The 25,005-nt window shown below is 73.1% G+C and carries 19 protein-coding genes, 5 tRNA genes and 1 pseudogene; 7 read left to right on the forward strand and 18 right to left on the reverse strand.

The window, feature by feature from the left end; all coding sequences use genetic code 11:
• Window positions 1-6 precede the first annotated feature (6 nt).
• The 7 genes and pseudogenes from HDA33_RS05030 to HDA33_RS05060 all read right to left on the reverse strand — a co-directional run.
• Window positions 7-82, reverse strand: a tRNA-Glu gene (locus HDA33_RS05030).
• 137 nt (window positions 83-219) lie between these two features.
• Window positions 220-292: transfer RNA gene (locus tag HDA33_RS05035), tRNA-Glu, on the reverse strand.
• A 57-nt stretch (window positions 293-349) separates the two neighbouring features.
• A tRNA-Gln gene (locus HDA33_RS05040) sits at window positions 350-421 on the reverse strand.
• Between the two features lie 119 nt (window positions 422-540).
• Entirely contained in the window at window positions 541-1,359 is an 819-nt protein-coding gene (locus HDA33_RS05045) for an HAD family hydrolase (RefSeq protein ID WP_338104261.1), read from the reverse strand.
• Window positions 1,356-2,933 (reverse strand): glutamate--tRNA ligase, encoded by a 1,578-nt coding sequence (gene gltX, locus HDA33_RS05050; protein WP_184171554.1) that lies wholly within the window; start codon window positions 2,931-2,933, stop codon window positions 1,356-1,358. The genes HDA33_RS05045 and gltX overlap by 4 nt, the downstream gene beginning before the upstream one ends.
• A gap of 105 nt (window positions 2,934-3,038) precedes the next feature.
• A complete protein-coding gene (locus HDA33_RS05055) occupies window positions 3,039-3,833 on the reverse strand; it encodes a fumarylacetoacetate hydrolase family protein (RefSeq protein ID WP_158494823.1) in 795 nt (264 codons plus the stop codon).
• Between the two features lie 72 nt (window positions 3,834-3,905).
• Window positions 3,906-4,181, reverse strand: a pseudogene (locus HDA33_RS05060) (helix-turn-helix domain-containing protein); the annotation flags it as partial.
• Window positions 4,182-4,367: 186 nt separating this feature from the next.
• Here HDA33_RS05060 and HDA33_RS05065 point away from each other — a divergent pair.
• Window positions 4,368-4,805 carry an HIT family protein gene (locus HDA33_RS05065; RefSeq protein WP_184171556.1) on the forward strand — a complete coding sequence of 146 codons (438 nt, stop codon included), beginning with the start codon at window positions 4,368-4,370 and terminating at the stop codon, window positions 4,803-4,805.
• 151 nt (window positions 4,806-4,956) lie between these two features.
• Here HDA33_RS05065 and HDA33_RS12995 read toward each other — a convergent pair whose 3' ends face one another.
• The 11 genes from HDA33_RS12995 to ilvD all read right to left on the reverse strand — a co-directional run bounded on the left by HDA33_RS12995 (window position 4,957) and on the right by ilvD (window position 20,146).
• Complete coding sequence (locus HDA33_RS12995; protein ID WP_248193045.1) at window positions 4,957-5,244, reverse strand: YbdD/YjiX family protein; 288 nt, start codon at window positions 5,242-5,244, stop codon at window positions 4,957-4,959.
• Window position 5,245: 1 nt separating this feature from the next.
• The gene (locus HDA33_RS05075; protein ID WP_184171558.1) at window positions 5,246-7,519 is read right to left on the reverse strand and encodes a carbon starvation CstA family protein; all 2,274 of its coding nucleotides are present in this window, start codon (window positions 7,517-7,519) and stop codon (window positions 5,246-5,248) included.
• A 235-nt stretch (window positions 7,520-7,754) separates the two neighbouring features.
• Complete coding sequence (locus tag HDA33_RS05080; protein WP_184171560.1) at window positions 7,755-8,846, reverse strand: branched-chain amino acid aminotransferase; 1,092 nt, start codon at window positions 8,844-8,846, stop codon at window positions 7,755-7,757.
• 198 nt (window positions 8,847-9,044) lie between these two features.
• Complete coding sequence (locus tag HDA33_RS05085) at window positions 9,045-10,121, reverse strand: 3-isopropylmalate dehydrogenase (RefSeq protein WP_184171562.1); 1,077 nt, start codon at window positions 10,119-10,121, stop codon at window positions 9,045-9,047.
• A 154-nt stretch (window positions 10,122-10,275) separates the two neighbouring features.
• On the reverse strand, window positions 10,276-11,901 hold the full coding sequence (metG, locus tag HDA33_RS05090; protein WP_184171564.1) for a methionine--tRNA ligase: 1,626 nt from the start codon (window positions 11,899-11,901) through the stop codon (window positions 10,276-10,278).
• A gap of 22 nt (window positions 11,902-11,923) precedes the next feature.
• Window positions 11,924-12,808, reverse strand: coding sequence for a hypothetical protein (locus HDA33_RS05095; RefSeq protein WP_246416873.1), 885 nt, complete (start codon window positions 12,806-12,808; stop codon window positions 11,924-11,926).
• 103 nt (window positions 12,809-12,911) lie between these two features.
• Window positions 12,912-14,507 (reverse strand): phosphoglycerate dehydrogenase, encoded by a 1,596-nt coding sequence (serA, locus tag HDA33_RS05100; RefSeq protein ID WP_184171566.1) that lies wholly within the window; start codon window positions 14,505-14,507, stop codon window positions 12,912-12,914.
• A 149-nt stretch (window positions 14,508-14,656) separates the two neighbouring features.
• Window positions 14,657-15,688: a ketol-acid reductoisomerase gene (gene ilvC / locus HDA33_RS05105; protein WP_158494830.1), complete on the reverse strand. Its 1,032-nt coding sequence runs from the start codon at window positions 15,686-15,688 to the stop codon at window positions 14,657-14,659.
• Between the two features lie 35 nt (window positions 15,689-15,723).
• Window positions 15,724-16,233, reverse strand: coding sequence for an acetolactate synthase small subunit (gene ilvN, locus HDA33_RS05110; RefSeq protein WP_002854209.1), 510 nt, complete (start codon window positions 16,231-16,233; stop codon window positions 15,724-15,726).
• Between the two features lie 11 nt (window positions 16,234-16,244).
• Window positions 16,245-18,146 (reverse strand): acetolactate synthase large subunit, encoded by a 1,902-nt coding sequence (locus HDA33_RS05115; protein ID WP_184171568.1) that lies wholly within the window; start codon window positions 18,144-18,146, stop codon window positions 16,245-16,247.
• A gap of 272 nt (window positions 18,147-18,418) precedes the next feature.
• A complete protein-coding gene (ilvD, locus tag HDA33_RS05120) occupies window positions 18,419-20,146 on the reverse strand; it encodes a dihydroxy-acid dehydratase (protein WP_184171570.1) in 1,728 nt (575 codons plus the stop codon).
• Window positions 20,147-20,255: 109 nt separating this feature from the next.
• Here ilvD and HDA33_RS05125 point away from each other — a divergent pair, with 109 nt between their 5' ends.
• The 6 genes from HDA33_RS05125 (at window position 20,256) to HDA33_RS05150 (ending at window position 25,000) form a co-directional block, all read left to right on the forward strand.
• Entirely contained in the window at window positions 20,256-20,810 is a 555-nt protein-coding gene (locus HDA33_RS05125) for a hypothetical protein (RefSeq protein WP_184171572.1), read from the forward strand.
• Window positions 20,811-20,877: 67 nt separating this feature from the next.
• A tRNA-Lys gene (locus HDA33_RS05130) sits at window positions 20,878-20,953 on the forward strand.
• Window positions 20,954-21,046: 93 nt separating this feature from the next.
• Entirely contained in the window at window positions 21,047-21,535 is a 489-nt protein-coding gene (bcp, locus tag HDA33_RS05135) for a thioredoxin-dependent thiol peroxidase (RefSeq protein WP_017488207.1), read from the forward strand.
• A gap of 67 nt (window positions 21,536-21,602) precedes the next feature.
• A tRNA-Leu gene (locus HDA33_RS05140) sits at window positions 21,603-21,683 on the forward strand.
• Between the two features lie 49 nt (window positions 21,684-21,732).
• A complete protein-coding gene (locus tag HDA33_RS05145) occupies window positions 21,733-23,409 on the forward strand; it encodes an ABC transporter substrate-binding protein (protein WP_184171575.1) in 1,677 nt (558 codons plus the stop codon).
• 106 nt (window positions 23,410-23,515) lie between these two features.
• A complete protein-coding gene (locus HDA33_RS05150) occupies window positions 23,516-25,000 on the forward strand; it encodes a malate:quinone oxidoreductase (protein ID WP_184171577.1) in 1,485 nt (494 codons plus the stop codon).
• Window positions 25,001-25,005 lie beyond the last annotated feature (5 nt).

Here is a 25,005-nt window from a genome sequence, read left to right on the forward strand (position 1 = left end):
CACCAGTGGTGACCCCAGCGGGATTTGAACCCGCGTTACCGCCGTGAGAGGGCGGCGTACTAGGCCGCTATACGATGGGGCCGTACGCGCCGTCCGCGCGAGCGCGGAGGGCACAGGTGGAGACCTTTCCTGCCTGCCTGCGTCTCCTGTTCAGGCGACGGATGCGAGCATCCGTCCTGCGCCGCTCCGCTCCACGAGGAAGCGGGCGCGGCGACTGCGTGACCCCAGCGGGATTTGAACCCGCGTTACCGCCGTGAGAGGGCGGCGTACTAGGCCGCTATACGATGGGGCCGTGCGCCACGTGCGAGCGTCTCCGCTCGTTCGCATGCACATGAGTCCGAGGGACTCGCTGGGGTACCAGGACTCGAACCTAGAATGACGGTACCAGAAACCGTTGTGTTGCCAATTACACCATACCCCACTGCCGGTCAAGTCTTACTGACCGAAGTGCGTCATATTCATGAGCTCGGTGTTCCCGGATCTCTCCGGCAACGAGAAAGAACTCTACACCCTCATCGCGGCCCGTGCAAAATCGGCCGATCAGCGCCGCAGCCAGGCCCGCAGGCCGCCGATCGCGCGCAGCCGCCAGCACCCGCGCTCGGGGTCCCACACCGGGTCCTCGGCCGCCCCGCGGGCGGGCGCGGCCGGGCTCATCCACACGGGCACGAGCCCCGCGGCGCGGGCGCCGGCGACGTCGTGGGTCAGGCTGTCCCCCACCATGAGGGTCCGGCCCGGCTCCGCGCCCAGGCGGGCGCAGCCGGCGAGGAACGGCGCCGGATCCGGCTTGGGCGCCCCCGCCGTGTCCGAGCCGATCAGCACGTCCACCCACTCCAGCCCCAGCGCGTCCGCCTTGGCGCGCTGGTAGGCCTCCACGTTGTTGGTCACGATCCCCACGCCCCGGCCGGACGAGCGCACCTGGGCCAGGACCTCGGCAGTGGCCGGGAACAGGGCCCAGTGCCCGCGGACCACCTCCTCGTAGTCCGCGGTCCACAGGGCCCCGAGCGGGGTGGCCGACTCCTCGGGGGCGCCGAGGGCGCGCAGGGCATCCGCGGCGCGGGCCAGGCGCTGCTGCTCGAAGGTCAGCTCGCCGGCCACGTAGCGCTCGTAGTGCCCGGCGGCGTCGGAGGCGAAGGCCTCCGTGGCCTCGGCCATCCGCGCCGGGGCCACGTCGGCCGCCCCGGCCCACTGCCGGCGCACGGTCGCGTCGAACGCGGCGTGCTGGGCGGCGCGCAGGTCCAGGAGGGTGTCGTCCAGGTCGAACAGCACCGCGTCCCACTCCGGGGGCGCCGGGGCGGGCGACGACGGCGACCCGCCGGCCGCCGTCGTCGTGGCCTGCCCGGTCACGGGGGCCCCGCTCACGCGTCCGTGGGCAGAACCTGGTCCAGGCCCTGCTCGGCGGCGAACCGGTCCAGGCGCGCCAGGGCGGAGTCGCGCCCGAGGATCTCGAGGGACTCGAACAGCGGCGGGGAGACCTTGCGGCCGGTCACGGCCACGCGCACCGGGCCGAAGGCCTGGCGGGGCTTGAGGCCCAGCCCGTCGATGAGCGCGGCGCGCAGCGCCTCCTCGATGCGCTCGGTGGTGAACCCGTCCTCCGGCAGGGCCGCCAGCGCGTCCCGGGCCGCGGCGACGGCGGCGCCAAGGTCCGCCGGCATGCCCTTGAGGGCGCCCTCGGCCGTGGCCACGTCCGCGTCCGCCGTGAAGAGGAAGGCGAGCATCTCGACGGCCTCCCCCAGCAGCTGCACGCGCTCCTGGACGAGCGGCGCGGCGGCCGCGAGGATCTCGCGCTCGCGCTCCGTGGGCTCGGCGTCCACGAGGCCGGCGGCGTGCAGGTAGGGCACGAGGCGCTCCCGGAAGTCGTCCGCGTCCAGCATGCGCACGTGGGAGCCGTTGATGGCGATCGCCTTCTTCTCGTCGAAGCGGGCGGGGTTGGCCAGCACCTTGTGGACGTCGAAGTGCTCCACGAACTGCTCGGGGGTGAAGATGTCCTCGTCCGCGGACAGGGACCAGCCCAGCAGGGCCAGGTAGTTCAGCAGGCCCTCGCGGATGAAGCCGTGCTCGCGGTGCAGGAACAGGTTGGCCTGCGGGTCGCGCTTGGACAGCTTCTTGTTCCCCTCGCCCATCACGTAGGGCAGGTGGCCGAACACCGGCATGTACGCGGCCACGCCGACCGCGTGGAGGGCGCGGTACAGGGCGATCTGGCGGGGGGTGGAGGAGAGCAGGTCCTCGCCGCGCAGCACGTGGGTGATGCCCATGAGGGCGTCGTCTACGGGGTTGACCAGCGTGTAGAGCGGCGAGCCGTCCGCGCGCACCACCACGAAGTCCGGCACGGTGCCGGCCTTGAACGTGATCTCCCCGCGCACGAGGTCCGTGAAGGTGATGTCCGTGTCCGGCATGCGCAGGCGCCACACGGGCGCGCGGCCCTCGGCCTCGAACGCGGCGATCTGCTCGTCCGTGAGGTCGCGGTCGAAGCCGTCGTAGCCCAGCTTGGGGTCGCGCCCGGCGGCCCGGTGGCGCGCCTCGGTCTCCTCGGGCGAGGAGTAGGACGGGTAGATGTGCCCGCCGGCCTTGAGCTTCTCGATGACCTCCGCGTAGATCTCCCCGCGCTGGGACTGGCGGTAGGGCTCGTGCGGGCCGCCGACCTCGACGCCCTCGTCCCAGTCGATGCCGAGCCAGCGCATGGCCTCGAGCAGCTGCTGGTAGGACTCCTCGGAGTCCCGCTTGGCGTCCGTGTCCTCGATGCGGAAGACCAGCGTCCCGCCGGTGTGCCGCGCCCAGCCCCAGTTGAACAGGGCGGTGCGGATCAGGCCGACGTGCGGGGTGCCGGTGGGCGAGGGGCAGAAGCGCACCCGCACGGGGGTCTCGGCGTCCACCTGGGGGACGTCGGCGAAGGGGGCGGGGGCGTTCTCGGACACGGGAGCGGTGGCGTCAGTCATGGTGCCTGCGAGTCTACGCGCGGACGCGGGCCGGACGCCGCCCGCCGAGGACGACGACGGCGCCCCGGTCCGCGCGGACCGGGGCGCCGTCGTCGGGAGCGGTGCTCAGCGGCGGAAGACCGTGGCGAGCACGCCGATGCCCTCCACCTCGGCCTCCACGCGCTGGCCCTCGGCCACCGTGCCGACGCCGGCCGGGGTGCCGGTGAGGATCACGTCGCCGGGCAGGAGGGTGAACGCCTCGGACGCGGCGGCCACGAGCTCGCGCACGCCGAAGACCATGTCCGCCGTGGTCCCGTCCTGACGGGTCTGCCCGTCCAGGCGGGAGGTGATGCGCAGGCCGCCGGCCGGCTCCACGTCCAGCTCGGTCTCGATCCACGGGCCGAGCGGGCAGGCGCCGTCGAAGCCCTTCGCGCGCGCCCACTGCAGGTCGGTGCGCTGGGCGTCCCGCGCGGTGAGGTCGTTGCCCACGGTGTACCCGAACACGACGTCGTCCACGCGGCTCACCGGCACGTCCTTGCAGATGGTGCCGATCACCACGGCGAGCTCGGCCTCGTAGGAGACCTCGTCCGACCAGGACGGCAGGGTGACCGGCTCGCCCGGCCCCACCACGGAGGTGTTGGGCTTGAGGAAGAACTGCGGAGACGCGGGGGTCTCGTTGCCGAGCTCCTTGGCGTGGTCGGCCCAGTTGCGGCCCACGCCCACGATCTTCGAACGCGGGATGATGGGCGCCACGAGGCGGACGTCCTCGAGCCGGTGGACGGTGGAGGTGGGCTGGATGCCGTGGAAGAACGGGTCGCCTTGGAGGGCGGTGATCGTCAGCTCGGAGAGGTCGGCGTCCGCCGGGCCCTCCACGACGCCGTAGGTCGGCTCGGCCTGGTCCACGAAACGTGCGATGCGCATGGGGACCAGCCTAGTTGTAGGAGGGCATGACGTTGTTGCCTCGGGCCGGGGCCAGTGAGGCCGGCGGGGCGTCCCCGCATCAGATATGAGCCCGATCTTCCTCACGTCCAGGTGCACCATGTGCCCCGGCCCCCTCGCGGTGATCCTCTGGGCCGGCTGCTGGCGCAGGGACTGGATCTGAGCCACCACCTCGGGGTCGAGCTGGGCAGGTGAACGGCGCGGACGGCTGGGCCGGTCGAGCAGCCCGGCCTCGCCCTCGGCGCGGTAGCGGGCCACCCACGTGGACACCGTGGCACGTGCGACCCGAAACTCGGCGGCCACGTGCGCTTGTGGGATCCCGTCGTTCAGGTGGCGTCAGACCATCCTGAGACGGCCGGTGGGAGTCAGGGGTGCATGAGCGTGAGTCATGAGTGGGTCTCTTTGCGCGGATGGGTGGTGTAGGAACTTCCATCCTGCGGGAGAGGCCCACTCGTCTCATCTCAGCCCGGCCCCCGTGCCAAGAACCTCATGACCCACAACACCTAGACTCCGGGCATGGCCTCCCACTGCCCGTTCTGCGCCGTCGTCCGCGGCGTCGGCCCCGCCCACCTCGTCGCCGAGAGCCCGCTCGCGCTCGCGTTCCTGGACCAGAGCCCGGCCGCCGACGGCCACACGCTCGTGGTGCCGCGTCGGCACGTGGAGTCCTTCTCGGAGGTGACGCCCGAGGAGGGGGCGGAGGTCTTCGCCCTCGCCGCCCGGGTGGCGGCGGTGCTGCGCCGCGTGGTCTCCCCCGGCGTGACCCTGCACCTCGCGGAGGGCTGGGAGGCCGGCCAGGACGTGCCGCACACCCACCTGCACGTGATCCCGCGGCGCATAGACGACGCCGTGACGATCGACCTCCCCGCCCTGCGGACCCCACTGGACCTGGCGGGCTCGGCGGCCGCGCTGCGCGCCGTCCTCGAGGGGCCGGCGACTCCGGGCGGCCCCGCCTGAGTCGAGCCGTCCGAGACGGCCCGCCGGCGTCGAGCCGTCGCGCAGATGGCCGGTATGAGCGCGACCTGAGCGCTCACACCGGCCATCTGCAGGACAGCTCGGAGCAGGACGGGACCGCGTGCACGACGCGGCCCCGCGCGGGGACGGCGGCTCAGCAGCAGCGGCTGCCGGGGTTCGCCTCCTGCTTGGCGTACTCGTCCCGCCAGAACTCCCGCTCGCTCATCGGCTCCACGCCGGGGTGCTGCGCCCGGTGGTGGGCGAGGTAGGCGTCGTACTTGCCCTCCCCCGCCAGCTGGCGCACCCACCACCTCGCGGACGCCCACGCCGCACGCAGGCCCGACCCGGCCGCCGGACCGGTGCCGTCCCCGGCCCGACGCGCGGCCGCCGGCTCCGCAGCGGAGCCGCCGGCCGGCGTCGGGCAGGTGCCGGAGGCGGCCACGTCAGTGGCCCCGCTCCGGGCGCTGCTCCGCCGGCAGCGCGTCCCACTGCCGCTGCAGCTCCTTCTCCTCGGCCGTGGCGATCAGCCCGGCCGGGGCGAAGCGCCGCGAGGGCACGTACGGATCCGCGTGGTCGACGACCTCAGTGGAGCGGAAGGCGCGGATCGTGGCGAGCACCGACGTCGTGATGACCACGAGCGCCAGCACGAGGAACACGATGGACAGCGTGCCCTGGATGAAGGTGTTGCGGACCACGGCCTCCATCGCCGGCACGGACTTCGCGGCGCCGAAGCTCGTGGCGCCCGAGGCCAGCGCGTCCTTGAACGCGTTGTGCTGCGCCCAGTAGCCCACCGCCGGGACCGACGAGAAGATCTTCTGGAAGCTCGCCACCGTGGTCACCACGGTGATGAACCCCAGCGGCAGCGCCACGATCCACAGGCCCCGGAAGTGCCGGCGGCCGGCCACGATCGCCAGGACCACCGCGAGCGCGATGGCCGCCAGCAGCTGGTTGGCGATGCCGAACAGCGGGAACAGCGTGTTGATGCCGCCCAGCGGGTCGGTCACGCCCATGATCAGCACGGCGCCCCACGCGGCCACCATGATGCCGGTGCACACCCAGGCGCCCACGCGCCAGCCGGTGTCCTTGAAGCGCGGGACCACGTTGCCCAGGGAGTCCTGGAGCATGAAGCGGGCCACGCGGGTGCCGGCGTCCACGGCGGTGAGGATGAACAGCGCCTCGAACATGATGGCGAAGTGGTACCAGAAGCCCATGAGGGCCTCGCCGCCGATCAGCTGACCCATGATGATCGAGAGCCCGACGGCGAGCGTCGGGGCGCCACCCGTGCGGGAGACGACCGTGTCCTCGCCCACGAGGTTCGCCAGCGCGGTGAGCTGCTCGGGCGTGACGTCCACGCCGGCCAGGCCCAGGCTCATCACCCAGGCGGCCGCCGTCTCGGGGGTGCCGCCGGTGAGCGCGGCGGGGGCGTTCATGGCGAAGTAGATGCCGCGGTCGATGGACACGGCCGCCACGAGCGCCATGACCGCAACGAAGGCCTCCATGAGCATGCCGCCGTAGCCGATGAAGCGGGTCTGGCGCTCCTTCTCCACCATCTTCGGGGTGGTGCCCGAGGCGATCAGCGCGTGGAAGCCGGACAGGGCGCCGCACGCGATGGTCACGAACAGGAACGGGAACAGGGAGCCCGGCCACACCGGACCGGTCTGGCCCGAGGCGAACTCGGAGATCGCCGGGGCGGTGATCTGCGGCTGCACGATCACGATGGCCACGGCGAGGCCGGCGATCACGCCGATCTTCATGAAGGTGGAGAGGTAGTCGCGGGGCGCGAGCAGCAGCCACACGGGCAGCACGGCGGCCACGAAGCCGTAGATGATGATGCCCCACGCGATGGTCACGCGGTCCAGGGTGAACAGGGCCACGCCCCAGTCGGTCTCGGCGACCCAGCCGCCGCCGATGATGGCGGCCATGAGCAGCACGAAGCCGATGATCGAGACCTCGGTGATCCGGCCCGGGCGCAGGTAGCGCAGGTACAGGCCCATGAAGATCGCGATCGGGATGGTCAGGGCCACGGAGAACACGCCCCACGGGGACTCGCCCAGGGCGTTGACCACCACGAGCGCGAGGATCGCGGTGATGATCACCATGATCAGCAGGGTGGCCACGATCGCGGCGGTGCCGCCGATGCGGCCGAGCTCGTCGCGGGCCATCTGGCCGAGCGAGCGGCCGCCGCGGCGCATGGAGAAGAACAGGACCAGGTAGTCCTGGACGGCGCCGGCGAGGATCACGCCGACGATGATCCAGATGGTGCCGGGCAGGTAGCCCATCTGCGCGGCGAGCACGGGGCCCACGAGCGGGCCGGCGCCGGCGATGGCGGCGAAGTGGTGGCCGTAGAGGACGCGGCGGTCGGTGGCCACGTAGTCGCGGCCGTCCGCCCGGTACTCGGCGGGGGTGGCGCGGGTGTCGTCCGGGCGGACGATCATGCGCTCCACGTACTTCGAGTAGAAGCGGTAGCCGATCGCGAAGGTGGCGACGGCGGCGAACACGAACCAGATCGCGTTGATGGACTCGCCGCGATGCAGGGCGAGCATGGTCCAGGCGACGCCGCCGACGAGGGCGACGACCACCCAGACGGCGATCTTCAGGGGCGTCCAGCGGGGGCGCTGCGCGGCCTCGACGGGCGGCAGCCCGTCCGGGCCGCCGTCCCGGGCGGGGTCCCGGGGTGCCGTGCCCTCGGCGGGCGCGGCGGAGCGATGCGAGCTCACGGGTTCTCCGATCACGAAGGGAGGAATGACCGGGAGAGTGTCTCACGTCTCTCCCCCGCGCTCCGCGGGTCACGTCCTGTGGCGGAGCGTGCCCCGTCGAGCCGTCGCGCAGATGGCCGGCATGAGCGTCATCTGAGCGCTCATGCCGGCCATCTGCAGGACGGCTCCCCCGGCTGCGAGGCGGGGGACGAGAGGCGGCGGGGACGAGGGGCGGGGCGCGGGCGCCCCTGCCGGGTCAGACCAGACGGTGCAGCCAGCCGTGGCGGTCCTCGACGCGCCCGGTCTGGATGCCCTCGAGCTCGGCGCGGATCTTCAGGGTCACCTCGGTGCCGCCGGCGGACTCGATGACGTCGTCGCCGTCGAGCAGGCGACCGATCGGGGTGACGACGGCGGCGGTGCCGCACGCGAACACCTCGCGGATGGCGCCGGAGCGCACGCCCTCGGCCCACTCGGCCAGGGTGATGCGGCGCTCCTCCACGGTCAGGCCCATGTCCCGGCCCAGCTGCAGGACCGAGGAGCGGGTGACGCCCTCGAGGATCGTGCCGGTGAGCTCCGGGGTGACGAGGCGGCCGTCGTCGAACACGAAGAAGACGTTCATGCCGCCGAGCTCCTCGACGGAGTCGTCGTGGTACTGGTCCAGGAACACGACCTGGTCGGCGCCCTTGGAGGCGGCCTCGAGCTGCGGCAGCAGCGAGGCGGCGTAGTTGCCGCCGGTCTTCGCGGCGCCCATGCCGCCGCGGCCCGCGCGGGCGTACTCGCGGGAGACCCAGATGGTCACCGGCTTGAGCTCGCCGCCGAAGTAGTTGCCGGCCGGGGAGGCGATCACCATGTACCGCACCTCCTTGGCCGGGCGCACGCCCAGGAACGCCTCGGTGGCGAACATGAACGGGCGCAGGTACAGGGACTGCCCCGCGCCGGTGGGGACCCAGTCGCGGTCGGCCTCGAGCTGGGCCTTGAGGGAGCCGAGGAACATCTCCTCGGGCAGCTCGGGCAGCGCGAGGCGGCGGGCGGAGCGGTTCAGGCGCGCGGCGTTGGCCTCGGGGCGGAACGTCCACACGGACCCGTCCTCGTGGCGGTAGGCCTTGAGGCCCTCGAAGATCTCCTGGCCGTAGTGCAGCACGGAGGCGGAGGGGTCCAGGGAGAGCGGGCCGTAGGGCTCCACGCGGGCGTCGTGCCAGGCGCCGCCGTCCTCGCTCCAGGTCCAGTCGATGGAGACCATGTGGTCCGTGAAGACCTTGCCGAAGCCGGGATCCTGCAGGATCTCGACGCGCTCCTCCTCCGACAGCGGGGACAGGTGCGGCTGACGCGTGAACACGGTCTCGGACACGGTGGGATCACTCCTCGTGACGGGTGTCGGGGCGGGGGCGCCGCCGCCGGGGACGACGCGCGGGGCCACGGCCTGTGGCGCAGGACACGCGCAGGCCGTGGACCCATCCTAGACCCGCCGGGGCGGCCGCTCGGCCCCGCCGGAGGCGTCGCCTCTGTCCCGCCGGAGCCGCGGCTCAGACGCGCCGGGGGCGTCGGCTCAGACGCGCGCGGCGACGTCGGCGCCCACCTCGGCGGTGGACCCGCGGGCGCCGTCGACCCGGTCCTTCAGGTGGGCCCAGACGGCGGTGCGCACGCGCTGGGCCGCGCCGGTCTCCCCCACGTGCTCCAGGAGCAGGGCGGCGGAGAGGATGGCGGCCACCGGGTCCGCGACGCCCTGACCGGCGATGTCCGGCGCGGAGCCGTGCACGGGCTCGAACATGGACGGGGCGGTGCCCTCCACGTTGATGTTGCCGGAGGCGGCCAGGCCGATGCCGCCGGTCACGGCGGCGGCGAGGTCGGTGAGGATGTCCCCGAAGAGGTTGTCCGTGACGATCACGTCGAAGCGCGCGGGGTCCGTGGTGAGGAAGATCGTGGCGGCGTCCACGTGCATGTAGTCCCAGCTCACCTCGGGGAAGTCCGCGGCGACGGCCTCCACGGTGCGCCGCCACAGGTGCCCGGCGTGGACCAGCACGTTGTGCTTGTGCACGAGGGTGAGCCGCTTGCGCTCCCCCGCGGCGGCGCGGGCGAACGCGTCCTCGACGACGCGGCGCACGCCGTGGGCGGTGTTCACCGAGACCTCGGTGGCGATCTCGTGGGGGGTGCCGGTGCGGATGGCGCCGCCGTTGCCCACGTAGGGGCCCTCGGTGCCCTCGCGGACGACGGTGAAGTCGATCGTCCCCGGCTCGGCCAGGGGGCTGACCGCGCCGGGCAGCAGGGCGGCCGGGCGCAGGTTCACGCCGTGGTCCAGCTCGAAGCGCAGGCGCAGGAGCATGCCGCGCTCGATCAGGCCGGAGGGGATGCGCTCGTCGCCGGGGGCGGCGCCCACGGCGCCGAACAGGATGGCGTCGTGGCCGCGCAGGGCCTCGAGCGTCTCGTCCGGGAGCGCCTCCCCCGTCCGGAGCCAGTGCTCGGCGCCGAGCGGGTAGGGGGTGAGGCGCGCCTCGGGGCAGCCCTCGGCGCGCAGCGCGGCCTGGAGGACGGCGGCGGCCTGCTCCGTCACCTCGGGGCCGATGCCGTCGCCGCCGATGACGGCGATGTCCAGGGGGTCTGCGGAGGGGCGCGTGCTCTCGGTCATGCGCCTCAGGCTACGACCGCGGCCGGGGTGGACCACATCGTGTGACGCGCCGTCTCAGCCTGCGGACCCTCAGACCCGACGCCAGGGCCGGCAGACACGCCGCTTCCGGTGCGACGTCGCGGCGTGTCTGCTGGCCCTGGCGAACGGGGGGAGGTCAGGCCTCGGCCGGCTCCTCGTGGCGCGGGAAGACGCCCTCGGGCTTCGGCAGGGCGGTGCCGGGCACCAGGTCCTCGTGGAAGGCCGCGAAGGAGCGCGGGCCCTGGCCGGAGGCGCCGGTGCGGCCGGCGTCGCCCTCGGCGGGGACGCCGAGCAGGTCCAGCAGGCGCGAGGCCGACGCCGGCATCACCGGCTGGATCAGCAGGGCCACCCGGCGCACGGCCTGGAGCGTCACGTACAGGACAGTGCGCATGCGCGGCTCGTCCGTCTTGCGCAGCACCCACGGGGCCTGGTCCGCGAAGTACGCGTTGACCTCGCCGAGCACGCGCCAGGTCTCCTCGAGGGCGTCGTGGAAGTCCTGCACGGCGTACGTGGTGCGCGAGCGCTCGAGCAGGGCGTCCACCTGGGCCAGGACGGCCTCGTCCTCGGCGGTCAGCGGCCCCGGCTGCGGGACGGCGGCCTCGCAGTTCTTGGCGACCATGGACAGGGAGCGCTGGGCGAGGTTGCCCAGGTTGTTGGCCAGGTCCGCGTTCTTGCGGCTCACCACGGCCTCGTGGCTGTAGGAGCCGTCCGCGCCGAACGGGAACTCGCGCAGCAGGAAGAAGCGGATGGCGTCCAGCCCGTAGCGGGCCACCCAGTCGCGCGGGTGCACCACGTTGCCCAGGGACTTGGACATCTTGGCGCCGTTGTTGTTCAGGAACCCGTGGATCATCACGCGCTGGGGCAGCTCGATCCCCGCGGACATCAGGAACGCGGGCCAGAAGATGCAGTGGAAGCGGGAGATGTCCTTGCCGATCACGTGCAGGTCGGCCGGCCAGTAGCGTCCGAAGGCCTCCGGGTCGCGGCCAGGCCAGCCGGCGCCGGTGAGGTAGTTGGTCAGCGCGTCCACCCACACGTACGTGACGTGGCCCGCGCGGCGGTCGGCGTCCTCGGCGTCCGGGTCCACGGGCGCCGGCAGGGGCACGCCCCAGTCGAAGGAGGTCCGGGAGATGGACAGGTCCTCCAGGCCTTCCTCCACGAAGCGGATGACCTCGTTGAAGCGGTAGCGCGGCGCGGCGAACTCCGGGTTGCGCCGGTAGTGCTCGAGCAGCGGCTCCTGGTACTTGGAGAGGCGGAAGAAGTAGGACTCCTCCTCGGTCCACGTGACCTCGGTGCCCGTCTCCACGGCTCGGCGCACGCCGTCCTCGCCCACGGCGGTCTCGTCCTCGCCGAAGTAGCGCTCGTCGCGCACGGAGTACCAGCCGGCGTAGGAGCCGAGGTAGACGTCCCCGTTGGCCTCCATGCGGCGCCAGATCTCCTGCACCGCCTCGGCGTGGTCCGCGTCCGTGGTGCGGATGAAGCGGTCGTAGGAGATGTCGAGCACCTCGTCGTCCATCTCCTTGAACACGGCGGCGTTGCGCGTGGCCAGCTCGAGGGCGGTCACGCCCTCCCGCTGCGCTGTCTGCTCCATCTTCTGCCCGTGCTCGTCGGTGCCGGTGAGGAACCGCACGTCGCGGCCGTCCAGCCGCTGGAAGCGGGCCATCGCGTCCGTGGCGATGTACTCGTAGGCGTGGCCGATGTGGGGCTCGCCGTTCGGGTAGGAGATGGCCGTGGTCAGGTAGTACGGGGCGCGGGCGTCAGTCACAGCAGTCGAGTCTACCGGCGGCTCAGCGGCCGGCCGGGGCCGCGTCGTCGTGCTCCGCGGCCGCGGGCAGGCCGTCGGTGGTGACGAGCAGGCTGCCCGGGGCGCGGCGCAGGTGCAGGTGCACCCAGGGGGCCACGATCAGCAGGGACGAGCCGATCATCTCGGTCAGCTCCTCCAGGTGCGTCACGGCGTGGTACGCCCAGGACGCGCGGGCGATGTTGAAGACCAGCGGCACGGCCTCGAGCCCGATGGCGCCGACGAAGAACACGACGATGCCGGTCACGGTGAGCGCGCGGGTGCGACGGGGCAGCGTCGTGGCGGTCAGGGCGAGCAGGGCGATGACGGCCAGCGCGATCGGCACGCCGAGGATGAGTCCCTGGAAGGCGTGCAGGGGGTTCTCCGGCGTGAACGGGAGGGCGTCCCACACCTCGCCGAGGCGCTCGTGGATCTGCGTGAACTCGTCCAGGCTCATCGCGGCCAGGAGCGCGGAGGGGGTGAGCCAGGCCAGCAGTGCCAGCGGCCGGTCCGCGCGCAGCGAGCGGCGCACGAGCCCGACGACGGCGAAGCCGATCGCGCCGAGCAGCAGCAGTCCGGAGCTCCACCACGCGGTCAGGTTGGTCTCGTGGTTGAGGTCGAAGAACTGCCGCCACCACGGCAGCTCGCGCACGCCGAGCCCGAACAGGAAGGGGATCGCGAACGACCACGCGGCCAGCGCGACGCTGACGCCGATGAGGGTGAGCGCCACGCGGCGCGCCCACCGGCCCTGCACCGGCTGGCCCGCCGCGGGGTCCGCCTCGGCGGACCGGACGGCGCCAGACGCCGTGACCGACCCGGCGCCCGATCCGGCGCCCGACCCGGGGTCGGCGAGGGGGGCGGGGACGGCGGACTGCTCGGTGCTGCGCTTCATGGAGACCATCTGACCACGTCCGCGTGAGGCGCGGATGAGATGACGCGCGGGCGGGGCCGGGGGTCCGGCTCCGCCCGCGCGTCGGGCTCGTGCGGGGAGACGCTCAGGCGGAGAGGTCCACCTCGGCCACGCGCGAGGCGCCGATGGCGGCGGCCAGGGCGGTGGCCGTGTCCCCGGAGAGCGCGCCGTCGAGGGTGAGCACGGCGAGGGCCTCGCCCTCGTCGTCGCGGGAGACGTCCATGCCGGCGATATTCACGCCCTGCACGCCGAGGGCCTGGCCCAGGACGCCGATGACGCCCGGACGGTCCTCGTAGGTGAACACGAGCAGGTGGTCGGCCAGCGGCACCTCAAGCTCGTGGCGGTCCACGCCCACGAGCTTCTGGATCTGGCGCGGGCCGGTGAGGGTGCCGGTCACCGAGACCTGCGTGCCATGGGCGGTGGCGGCGCGCAGCGTGACGGTGTTGCGGTACGACTCGGAGACGGGCGTGGTGGTGAGCCGGCACTCCACGCCGCGCTGCTCGGCCAGCATGGGGGCGTTCACGTAGGAGACCTGATCCGAGACGATGTCCGTGAACACCCCCTTGAGGGCGGCCAGGCGCATCGCCGAGACGTCGTGCTCGGCGATCTCGCCGGCGATCTCCACCTCGACGGCGGTGAGGGACTGCTCCCCCACCAGCGAGGTGAGCACGCGGCCCAGCTTCTCGGCCAGGGGCAGGCCCGGGCGGACGTCCTCGTGGATCACGCCGCCGGCCACGTTCACGGCGTCCGGGACGAGCTCGCCGGACAGGGCCAGGCGCACGGAGCCGGCGACGGCGACGCCGGCCTTCTCCTGGGCCTCGGCGGTGGAGGCGCCCAGGTGCGGGGTGACGACGGCGGAGTCCTGCGCGAAGAACGCGAGGTCCGTGGCCGGCTCGGTGCTGAACACGTCGATGCCGGCGCCGGCGATGGCCCCCGACTCGAGGGCGCGGGCGAGGGCGTCCTCGTCCACGAGGCCGCCGCGGGCCACGTTGACCACCACGGCGGTGTCCTTCATGCGGGCGAACTGGTCGTCGCCGATCATGCCGACCGTCTCCGGGGTCTTGGGCATGTGGATGGTGACGAAGTCCGCGCGCTCGAGCAGCTGGTCCAGCTCCACGAGGGTGGCGCCGAGCTGCTGGGCGCGGGCGGTGGTCACGTAGGGGTCGTAGGCGAGGATCTCCATGCCGAAGGCGCGCATGCGCTCGGCCACGAGGGCGCCGATGCGGCCCAGGCCGATCACGCCGAGCTTCTTGCCGTACAGCTCCACGCCGGTGTACTTCGAGCGCTTCCACTCCCCCGCCTTCAGCGAGCGGTTGGCGGCGGCGATGTTGCGGGCGGTGGCCAGGATGTGGCCGCAGGTGAGCTCGGCGGCGGAGATGATGTTCGACGTCGGCGCGTTGACGACCATGACGCCGGCCTCGGTGGCGGCGGGCACGTCCACGTTGTCCAGCCCGACGCCGGCGCGGGCGATGACCTTCAGCTGCGGCGCGGCGGCGATCGCCTCGGCGTCCATCTGGGTGGCCGAGCGGATCAGCACCGCGTCGACGTCCCGCAGGTCCTCGAGGAGGCGGGCGCGGTCGGCGCCGTCCGTGTGGCGGATCTCGAAGTCGGGGCCGAGGGCCTCGACGGTGGCGGGCGAGAGTTCCTCGGCGATCAGGACGACGGGCTGGGCTGCGCTCACGGGTGCTCCTGGAGGTGTGGTGCGGTGGGATGGGAGGCGGGCCGGCCCGCGCTCCGGTTCGAGCCTAGACGCGTGACCGGACCGCGGCCGGAATGCGACGCCGGCCCCGGAGCGCGATGCCCGGGGCCGGCGTCGGGGGCTCGGGCGGCTCAGCGGGCCGCGGTGCCCTCGGTGTAGTCGTCGTCCGCGTCCTTGAGCCAGGAGAACATCTCGCGCAGCTCGCGGCCGGTCTTCTCGATCGGGTGGGCCTCGCCCTTGGCGCGGAGCTCCTTGAACTCGGGCGCACCGGCCTTCTGGTCGTCCATGAAGCGCTGCGCGAAGGCGCCGGACTGGATGTCGGCGAGGACCGCCTTCATGTTCTCCTTCACGTCGGGGGTGATGACGCGGGGGCCGGAGACGTAGTCGCCGTACTCCGCGGTGTCGGAGATGGACCAGCGCTGCTTGGCGATGCCGCCCTCGACCATGAGGTCGACGATGAGCTTCAGCTCGTGCAGCACCTCGAAGTAGGCGATCTCGGGCTGGTAGCCGGCCTCGGTGAGGGTCTCGAAGCCGTACTGCACGAGCTGGGAGGCGCCGCCGCAGAGCACGGCCTGCTCGCCGAACAGGTCGGTCTCGGTCTCCTCGGTGAAGGTCGTCTCGATGACGCCGGCGCGGGTGCCGCCCACGGCCTTGGCGTAGGACAGGGCGAGGGCGTGGGCCTGGCCGGAGGCGTCCTTCTCGACGGCGATCAGCGCGGGCACGCCGCGGCCGGCCTCGAACTCGCGGCGCACCACGTGGCCCGGGCCCTTGGGGGCGACCAGGGCGACGTCGACGCCCTCGGGGGCCTGGATGTAGCCGAAGCGCACGTTGAAGCCGTGCGCGAAGAACAGGGCGTCGCCCTCCTGCAGGTTGCCGGCGATGTGCTGGTCGTACACGTCGGCCTGGACCTGGTCCGGGGTGAGGATCATGATCAGGTCGGCCTCGGCGGCGGCGGTGGCGACGTCGACGACGCGCAGGCCCTCGGCCTCGGCCTTGGCGCGGGACTTGGAGCCCTCGGCGAGGCCGATGCGCACGTCCACGCCGGAGTCGCGCAGCGACAGGGCGTGGGCGTGGCCCTGGGAGCCGTAGCCGATGACGGCCACGGTGCGGCCCTGGATGATCGACAGGTCGGCGTCGTCGTCGTAGAACTTCTTCACGGTCATGCTGTTCTCCTCACGGAATGGGTGGATCGGGACGGTCAGCGGGCCAAGGCGCGGTCGGTCATGGACCGCGGCCCCCGGGCGAGGGCGAGGGTGCCCGAGCGGACGAGCTCACGCACGCCGTAGGGCTCCATCATCTCGAGGAAGGCCTCGAGCTTGTCACGGGTGCCGGTGGCCTCGAGGGTCAGGGACTCCGGGGCCACGTCGACAACGTGGGCGCGGAACAGGTCGGCCGCCTGGACGACCTGGCCGCGGGTGGCCGCGTCGGCGCGCACCTTCACGAGCAGGTGGTCGCGCTGCACGGAGGAGTCGGGCGTGAGCTCGACGACCTTGATCACGTTGATCAGCTTGTTCAGCTGCTTGGTGACCTGCTCGAGCAGGTCCGTGTCGGCGTCGACGACCACGGTGATCCGGGACAGGCCCTCGACCTCCGTGACGCCCACGGCCAGCGAGTGGATGTTGAACGCGCGCCGGGCGAAGAGGCCGGCCACGCGGGTCAGGGTGCCGGGCACGTCCTCGACGAGCACGGACAGGGTGTGGCGTTCCATCGTTGCCCTCCTCAGTCTTCCTGGTCCCAGTCGGGCGTCATGCCCCGGGCCACCTGGATCGCGTCGTTGCTGACCCCCGCGGGGACCATCGGCCAGACCATGGCGTCGCGGGAGACCACGAAGTCCACGATCACGGGCCGGTCGTCGATGGCCAGGGCCTGGCGGATGGTGTCGTCCAGGTCCTCCCGGCGGTCGCAGCGCAGGCCCGCGGCGCCGTAGGCGTCGGCGAGCTTGACGAAGTCCGGCACCCGGGCGGTGTCGTGGCCCGTGTTCAGGTCCGTGTTCGAGTAGCGCCCGTCGTAGAAGAGGGTCTGCCACTGGCGCACCATGCCCAGCGAGGAGTTGTTGATCACCGCGATCTTGATGGGGATGCGGTTGATCACGCACGTGGCGAGCTCCTGGTTGGTCATCTGGAAGCAGCCGTCGCCGTCGATGGCCCAGACCACGCGGTCGGGTTCGCCCACCTGCGCCCCCATCGCGGCGGGGACGGCGAAGCCCATCGTCCCGAGGCCGGCCGAGTTGAGCCATTGGCGCGGCCGCTCGTAGGCGACGAACTGGCTGGCCCACATCTGGTGCTGGCCGACGCCGGCCACGTAGGTGGCCTCGGGGCCGGACAGGGCCGACAGGCGCGAGATCACCTCCTGGGGCGCGAGGAGGCGGTCCTCGGTCTCGGTCCAGCCCATCGGGTAGGTGTCCTTCAGGCGCCGCAGCACCGCCCACCAGTCGGCCAGGTCGGGCAGCGCCTCGGTGTCCGTCGCGAGCTCGGCCGCCAGGTCCGGGATGATCTCCTTGACCGAGCCGACGATCGGCACGTCCGCGATCCGGTTCTTGGAGATCTCGGCCGGGTCGATGTCCGCGTGGATCACGCGGGCGCCGGGGGCGAACGAGGGCAGGTGACCGGTCACCCGGTCGTCGAAGCGGGCGCCGAGCGTGATCAGCAGGTCGGCCTGCTGGAGCGCGGCCACGGCGGGCACGCCGCCGTGCATGCCGGGCATGCCCAGGTGCTGGGGGTGCGAGTCGGGGAAGACGCCGCGGGCCGTGAGGGTGGTGACCACCGGGGCGCCCGTGAGCTCGGCGAGGGCCCGCAGCTCCTCGTGGGCCTCGCCGCGGGCCACGCCGCCGCCCACGTACAGCACGGGGCGCCGGGCCTCGCGGATCAGCCGGGCGGCCTCGCGGATCTGTCGGGGGTGGCCGCGCAGGACGGGGCGGTAGCCGGGCAGGTCGACCCGGGGCGGCCACGCGAACTCGAACTCGCCCTGCTGGGCGTCCTTGGTGACGTCCACGAGCACGGGTCCGGGCCGGCCCGTGGCGGCGATGTGGAACGCCTCGGCGAGGGCCTGGGGGACGTCCTCGGCCCGGGTCACGAGCCGGGAGTGCTTGGTGATGGGCATCGTGATGCCCACGATGTCCGCCTCCTGGAAGGCGTCCGTGCCGATCGCGGCGGAGGAGACCTGGCCGGTGATGAACACGACGGCCTGGGAGTCCATGTGGGCGTCCGCGATGGCGGTCACCAGGTTGGTGGCGCCGGGGCCGGAGGTGGCGATGGCCACGCCGACCTTGCCGGTGGCCAGGTGGTAGCCCTGCGCCGCGTGACCGGCGCCCTGCTCGTGGCGCACCAGGATGTGGCGGATCTGGTCGGAGTCCATGAGCGGGTCGTAGGTCGGCAGGATGGCGCCGCCGGGCAGGCCGAAGACGTCGGTGACCCCGAGCTCCTCGAGCGCGCGGATGATGCCCTCGGAGCCGGTCATCAGGGTGGGCTCTACGCGGTTGCCCTCGCCGGGGACGCGGGGCTCCACGGTGTCGGGTCGGACGGCGGGCCGGCGCTCCTGCGGTCGGGCCTGCTCCTCCGGGCGGGAGGGCGGCGTCGGGACCGGCGGGACCGCCGCGCGGGGGTCGCGGGGGGTCGTGCTCATGGGGTCACCTCACTGCGTTCGTCGCATCGTCGACGCGCCGCGCGCGGGGCGCGGCACGGTGGTACGGGGGTGCTGCTGGGCCGTCGTCCTGCGCGGGGTCCTGGACCGCGCCGGAGCTCTGGCGGGGGCGTGGCCGGGTCTGAGGTGGGGACCTGACCGTGCGGTACGTCGGTGTGCCCTCAGTATGGCCACGGCGCGCCGCGCGCCTCCACTCGGCGGACATCGGTCTCACATTCCGAGATGCGTATTCAGAATGTGAGACCGACGCCGCGTCAGCCGAGGTACGCGCCCTCGGCGGCCGAGTGCACGAGCTTGGCGTACTTGCCCAGCACGCCGGTGGTGAACTTCGGCGGCACGGGCGCCCACTCGCGGCGGCGCGCCTCCAGCTCCTCCTCCGCGACCTGCAGGTCCAGCGTGCGGCCGGCGATGTCCACGCGGATCCGGTCGCCGTCGCGCACCAGGCCGATCGGGCCGCCGTCGGCCGCCTCGGGGGCGATGTGCCCGATGCACAGCCCCGTGGTGCCGCCGGAGAACCGGCCGTCCGTGAGCAGCAGGACGTCCTTGCCCAGGCCGGCACCCTTGATGGCGCCGGTGATCGCGAGCATCTCGCGCATGCCGGGACCGCCGCGCGGGCCCTCGTAGCGGATCACGACGACGTCGCCCGCCGCGATGGTGCCGTCCTCGAGCGCGTCCATCGCGGCACGCTCGCGGTCGAACACGCGGGCGGTGCCCTCGAAGACGTCCGCGTCGAAGCCGGCCGACTTCACCACGGCGCCCTCGGGGGCGAGGCTGCCGTGCAGGATCGCGATGCCGCCGTTGGGGTGCATCGGGCGGTCCATGGTGCGGATGACGTCCCCGTCCACGGGGTCCGGGGCGAGCTCGGCGAGGTTCTCGGCCACGGTGCGGCCGGTGACGGTCAGCGCGTCCCCGTGCAGCAGGCCCTCGTCCAGCAGCGCCTTCATCACCACGGGCACGCCGCCCACCCGGTCCACGTCCGTCATGACGTAGCGGCCGAAGGGCTTGAGGTCGGCGATGTGCGGGGTGCGGTCCCCCACGCGGTTGAAGTCCTCGAGGCTCAGGTCCACGCCGGCCTCGCGGGCGATGGCCAGCAGGTGCAGGACGGCGTTGGTGGAGCCGCCGAAGGCCATGGTCACGGCGATCGCGTTCTCGAACGCCTCCTTGGTCATGATGTCGCGGGCCGTGATGCCCTGGCGCAGCAGGTTCACGACGGCCGCGCCGGAGCGGCGCGCGAAGTCGTCGCGGCGGCGGTCCGGCGAGGGCGGGGTCGCCGAGCCCGGCAGGGACATGCCCAGGGCCTCGCCGACGGAGGCCATGGTGTTGGCGGTGTACATGCCGCCGCACGCGCCCTCGGTCGGCACGATCGCCTTCTCGATGCGCAGCAGGTCCTCCTCGCTCATCAGGCCACGGGCGCACGCGCCCACCGCCTCGAAGGCGTCGATGATCGTGACCTGCTTCTCCGTGCCGTCGCTCAGGCGGGCGTGGCCGGGCATGGTGGAGCCGGCGTAGACGAACACGCTGGCCAGGTCCAGGCGCGCGGCGGCCATGAGCATGCCGGGCAGCGACTTGTCGCAGCCGGCGAGCAGGACGGAGCCGTCCAGGCGCTCGGCCATCATCACGGTCTCCACGGAGTCCGCGATCACCTCGCGGGAGACGAGGGAGAAGTGCATGCCCTCGTGGCCCATGGAGATGCCGTCCGAGACGGAGACGGTGCCGAACTCGAGCGGGAAGCCGCCGTCGGCGTGGACGCCCTCCTTGGCGGCCTGGGCGAGCCGGTCGAGGGAGAGGTTGCAGGGCGTGATCTCGTTCCAGGACGAGGCGATGCCGATCTGCGGCTTGGCGAAGTCCGCGTCGCCCAGGCCGACGGCACGCAGCATGCCGCGCGAGGCGGCGCGCTCCATGCCGTCCGTGACGTCGCGCGAGCGCGGCTTCATGTCCGGGGCGGCGGACGGGGTGCGGGGGGTCGACGCGGCGGTGTCCATGCCGCGGAGTCTAGTGAGGCGCCCGCGCCCGCCGGCGGGCCGCGACCGCGTGTGACGGTCGGGCGCGGCGGCATGACAGGCCCCGACGCCGCCGCGTACGTTGGGGGGCATGGACTCGCCGACCCTCCAGAGACGCCTGCGCGGCGTCTTCGACGCGCGCGTGTTCAACCACGGCGACTACAACGTGGTCTACGGCCAGCCCTCGGGCTCCTCCTCCCCCCTGGTGATCGGCTACCGGCACCAGCCCCTGGAAATGCTGCTGTGCCCCTTCGACCCGACGTCGACGCCGGACGACGCGCCGGCCGACGCCCCCGCCGCGGACGCCCCCGAGGAGGACCCGGACGGCCCGGTGGCAGAGCCCTCCTCCCACGGCACGGACGTCGTCGGGGTGGCCCTGGGCAACGTGGCCACCGTGGCGGACACCGGCAGCGGCTACCAGGTGGAGACCGTCACCGGCTTCCGCACGTGGTTCGACGTCCCGGAGCACGCCCGCGTGCCCGTGGGGGACCTCACCGAGGACGGCACGGCCGGGCTCGACCAGGCCGAGGACGCCGTCGACTTCCACGCCTTCATGACCGCGTTCATGGACGAGCTGGACCGGCTCTACGCGGCCCCGGAGGCCGGTGGGACAGACGTCACGGGTCCCGATTTGCACGCTCGCTGAAACCGCTGGTAGGGTTTCACCTCGTTGCACGGCGCACCGGAGAGATCCGAGAGGCGGTGCGGCACCTGCACCTCTAGCTCAATCGGTAGAGCATCTGACTCTTAATCAGCAGGTTCCGGGTTCGAGTCCCGGGGGGTGCACCACGGACTGAAGGCCCCGTCTCCACGGAGATGGGGCCTTCGCCGTCCCCGGCCCCCTCCCCGCCCTGCGGCGCGCTCCCCCGTAGGCTGAGGCGCATGAGCGACACGACCCAGAACCGCCTCCAGCCGGGCGACATCGCGCCCGCCTTCACCCTCCAGGACCAGGACGGCCGCCCGGTCTCCCTGCGGGACAGCGCGGGCAAGAGCACGATCGTCTACTTCTACCCGGCCGCCTCCACGCCGGGCTGCACCACCCAGGCCTGCGACTTCCGGGACAGCCTCGCCTCGCTGACCGCCGCCGGCTACGTGGTGCTCGGCGTCTCCCCCGACCCCATCGGCAAGATCATCCGCTTCGCCCAGAAGGAGGGGCTGACCTTCTCCCTGCTCTCGGACGAGGACCACGCCGTGGCCGAGGCCTACGGCGCCTGGGGCGAGAAGAAGAACTACGGGCGCACCTACGAGGGCCTGATCCGCTCGACCGTGGTGGTCGGCCCGGACGGCCGCGTCACCCATGCCCAGTACAACGTCAAGGCCACCGGCCACGTGGCCCGGCTGCGCCGCACCCTGGGCCTCGACGAGGCCTGACCCGACCCCGGCCGCGGCACGGGCGCGCACGGTAGGATCGTGGCTCGCCCCGCCGCGCGGGGCGTGCGCGGGCGTGGCGGAACTGGCAGACGCGCTGGATTTAGGTTCCAGTGTCCTGGACGTGGGGGTTCGAATCCCCCCGCCCGCACTCCGGCGCCCCGCCCGTCGCCGCCGTCGCCCCTCAGGAGGAGAGAGCCATGCAGCCCAGCCGCCGCGCCCTCCTCGGCGCCGGCCTCGGCGCCCTCGGACTCGGCCTCGGCGGCTGCGCGGGCACCCCGACGCCGGCCCCCTCGGCCTCGGGCACGGCCGCGGCGACCCCGTCCGGCCCGAGCCGGCTGCTCGTGGTCGGTGCCCCGGGCCGCCCGTTCACCCGTGACTCGGCCCGCGCATGGGACAGCGAGTCCTTCCGCATCATCCGCCAGGTGCTCGAGACCCTGCTGGGCGTGGACCCGGACACCGGCGCGCCGACGCCGCGACTGGCCGAGCGCCACGAGGTCTCCGCGGACGGCCGCGTGCACGCCTTCCACCTCGTCCCCGGTCTCGTCTTCGACGACGGCGAGCCCTGCGACGCCGACGCGGTGGTCGCCAACGTCCGACGCTGGGCCCAGGCCCCCGCGCCCGTGGAGGGCTCCGTCCCGATGCCGTCCTCCTTCGTCTCGGCGTTCGGCGGCCACGAGGGCGAGGAGGGCTCGGTCTACGCCGGCGTGGAGGCCCGCGGCGCCCACGAGGTCCGGCTGCGCCTGACCTCCCCGCTGCGCCACCTGGCCGCCGCCCTGAGCTCGCCCGCGTTCGCGATCTCCTCCCCCGCCTCGTGGGAGCGCACCGTCCCCGTGGACGGGGTGGAGACGGTCACCCCCGCCGGCACCGGCCCGTACCGCTGGGCCACCGAGGCCGAGGTCGCCGAGCTCTCCCGCGACCAGCCGGACGGCGCGGACGTCGCCTACCTCGTGCCCAGCGCGAGCCACCGCGGCGAGGAGCCGGCGGTGCGCCCCGTCGTCGTCCACCCGTGGGGCCGGGCCACCACCCGCCTGCGCGAGCTGCGCCGCGGCACCGCGGACGTGATCGACGTCGTCGCCCCGGGCCAGCTGCGCCCCCTCGTCGAGGCCGGCACGCAGGTGCTGCCCCGCGACCCGCTGGCCGTCCTGTACGTGGGGATGAACCTGGACCACCCCCGGATCCGCTCCCAGTACCTGCGCCAGGCGATCGCCTACGCCGTGGACCGGCCACGGATCGCCGCGAGCGACGTGTTCCTCGAGGGCACCCGGCTGGCCCACGACCTCGTGCCCCCGGCCCTGGGCGTCGGCGACGAGGAGGCGCGCCGCTACGACGTGAACCCCGCGCAGGCGCGGCGGCTCGTCGAGCTCTCGGGCTACGACGGCGAGGAGCTCGAGTTCCTCTACCCCGCGGGCACGGCCCGCCCGTCCATGCCGGAGCCGGAGCGCGTCTACGCGATGGTCGCCCAGGACCTGGGCGCCATCGGCCTGCACATCACCCCCGTGCCGGTGCCGGCCGACCACGACTACCTCAGGGCCGTCGTCTCCCGCCCCACGCGCGCCCTGCACCTGATGGGCCGCAACGGCGCGTACCGGGACCCACACGCGTTCCTCGAGCCATTCGCCCGCTCGTGGCGCGCGGAGACCGGCTACCGCAACCCGCGCGTCATCCAGGACGTCGACACCGCGGCCTCCGAGCAGGACGACGAGGCCCGGCGCGGCCTCTTCCGCCGGGTCGTGCGCGCCATGGCGCTGGACCTGCCCGCCCTGCCCCTGGTGTACCCGATCTCCGCGCTGGCCACGGGCCCCCGCGTCGCCTCCTACCCGACGTCGCCCCAGCTGGACGAGCCGTTCGCACGCGTCCACCTGACCGAGGGCTGAGTCCGCCGGTAGTAGAGTGGGGCACCACGGCGCCCCGTCACGACCCGCCCACGCAGGCCCGGTCACGGCGCGCCCCACCGCCGTCGTTCTGCCCCAGGAGTTGACCGTGCCCACCCCCTCGTCCGCCACCACCCACGACGTCGTCCTGATCGGCGGCGGCATCATGAGCGCCACGCTCGGCGTCCTGCTGCAGCGCCTCGAGCCCACCTGGTCGATCGCCCTCTACGAGAACCTGGACCAGGCCGGCCTGGAGTCCTCCGACCCGTGGAACAACGCCGGCACCGGGCACGCCGCCCTCTGCGAACTGAACTATGCGCCGCTGGGCAAGGACGGGACGGTGGACGTCACCAAGGCGCTCGGCATCAACGAGCAGTTCTGGACCTCCCGCCAGTTCTGGTCCTCCCTCGTGAAGGACGGCACGCTCCAGGACCCCAAGACCTTCATCAACCCGCTGCCGCACATGTCCTTCGTGTGGGGCGACGCCCACGCCGACTACCTGCGCACCCGCTACGAAGCGATGTCCGCCCAGCCGCTGTTCGCGCAGATGGAGCACACCGAGGACCCCGCCACCATCGCCGAGTGGGCGCCCCTGCTCATCGAGGGCCGCGAGGACGCCGGCCGCATCGCCGCCTCGCGCGTCGTCGGCGGCACGGACGTGGACTTCGGCTCGCTCACCCGCCAGCTCGTGACGGCCATGGCCGGCGCGGGCGCCGACGTGCGCTTCGGCCACAAGGTGACCGGCCTGAGCCGCGGCACCGACGGCCGCTGGGAGGTCTCCGTCAAGAACAAGGCCGCCGGGACCGAGGTCGTGGACCGCGCCCGCTTCGTGTTCGTGGGCGCCGGCGGCGGCGCGCTGTCCCTGCTGCAGAAGTCCGGCATCCCCGAGGCCAAGGGCTTCGGCGGCTTCCCGGTCTCCGGCCAGTTCCTGCGCTGCACCGACGAGTCCGTGGTGAACCGCCACATGGCCAAGGTCTACGGCCAGGCCGCCGTGGGCGCCCCGCCCATGTCCGTGCCGCACCTGGACACCCGCTTCGTCAACGGCAAGCGCTCCCTGCTGTTCGGCCCCTACGCCGGCTTCTCGACGAACTTCCTCAAGACCGGCTCCTACCTGGACCTGCCGCTGTCCATCCGCCCCCACAACCTCACCACCATGCTGGACGTGGCCAAGGACAACATGGACCTCACCAAGTACCTCGTCACCGAGGTGGTGAAGTCCCAGGACAAGAAGGTCGAGTCCCTGAAGGAGTTCTACCCGGAGGCCGAGGGCGGCGACTGGGAGCTCATCACCGCCGGCCAGCGCGTGCAGGTCATGAAGCGCAAGGGCCGCTTCGGCGGCGTCCTGCAGTTCGGCACCGAGGTGGTCACCCACGGCGACGGCTCGATCGGCGGCCTGCTGGGCGCCTCCCCGGGCGCCTCCACCGCCGCGCCCATCATGGTGAAGCTGCTCGAGCGCTGCTTCCCGGCGAAGATGGCCGGCTGGGACGGCGCGCTCAAGGAGCTCATCCCCTCGCTGGGCCGCACCCTGAACGACGACCCGGCCCTGCTGGCCGAGGTCAGCGCGTCCACGGACGCCGCGCTCAAGCTGGCCTGACGCCG

The organism is Micrococcus endophyticus, assembly GCF_014205115.1.
In the GTDB taxonomy this organism is placed as follows: domain Bacteria; phylum Actinomycetota; class Actinomycetes; order Actinomycetales; family Micrococcaceae; genus Micrococcus; species Micrococcus endophyticus.

Bases quoted from the DNA above. Each gene is read 5' to 3' on its own strand.
- ilvD (WP_184171570.1), bottom strand. From the start codon at position 20,146: ATGGACACCGCCGCGTCGACCCCCCGCACCCCGTCCGCCGCCCCGGAC.
- HDA33_RS05065 (WP_184171556.1), top strand. From the start codon at position 4,368: ATGGCCTCCCACTGCCCGTTCTGCGCCGTCGTCCGCGGCGTCGGCCCC.
- HDA33_RS05085 (WP_184171562.1), bottom strand. From the start codon at position 10,121: ATGACCGAGAGCACGCGCCCCTCCGCAGACCCCCTGGACATCGCCGTC.
- HDA33_RS05125 (WP_184171572.1), top strand. From the start codon at position 20,256: ATGGACTCGCCGACCCTCCAGAGACGCCTGCGCGGCGTCTTCGACGCG.
- gltX (WP_184171554.1), bottom strand. From the start codon at position 2,933: ATGACTGACGCCACCGCTCCCGTGTCCGAGAACGCCCCCGCCCCCTTC.
- HDA33_RS05095 (WP_246416873.1), bottom strand. From the start codon at position 12,808: ATGAAGCGCAGCACCGAGCAGTCCGCCGTCCCCGCCCCCCTCGCCGAC.
- ilvN (WP_002854209.1), bottom strand. From the start codon at position 16,233: ATGGAACGCCACACCCTGTCCGTGCTCGTCGAGGACGTGCCCGGCACC.
- HDA33_RS05145 (WP_184171575.1), top strand. From the start codon at position 21,733: ATGCAGCCCAGCCGCCGCGCCCTCCTCGGCGCCGGCCTCGGCGCCCTC.
- bcp (WP_017488207.1), top strand. From the start codon at position 21,047: ATGAGCGACACGACCCAGAACCGCCTCCAGCCGGGCGACATCGCGCCC.
- ilvC (WP_158494830.1), bottom strand. From the start codon at position 15,688: ATGACCGTGAAGAAGTTCTACGACGACGACGCCGACCTGTCGATCATC.
- HDA33_RS05055 (WP_158494823.1), bottom strand. From the start codon at position 3,833: ATGCGCATCGCACGTTTCGTGGACCAGGCCGAGCCGACCTACGGCGTC.
- HDA33_RS05115 (WP_184171568.1), bottom strand. From the start codon at position 18,146: ATGAGCACGACCCCCCGCGACCCCCGCGCGGCGGTCCCGCCGGTCCCG.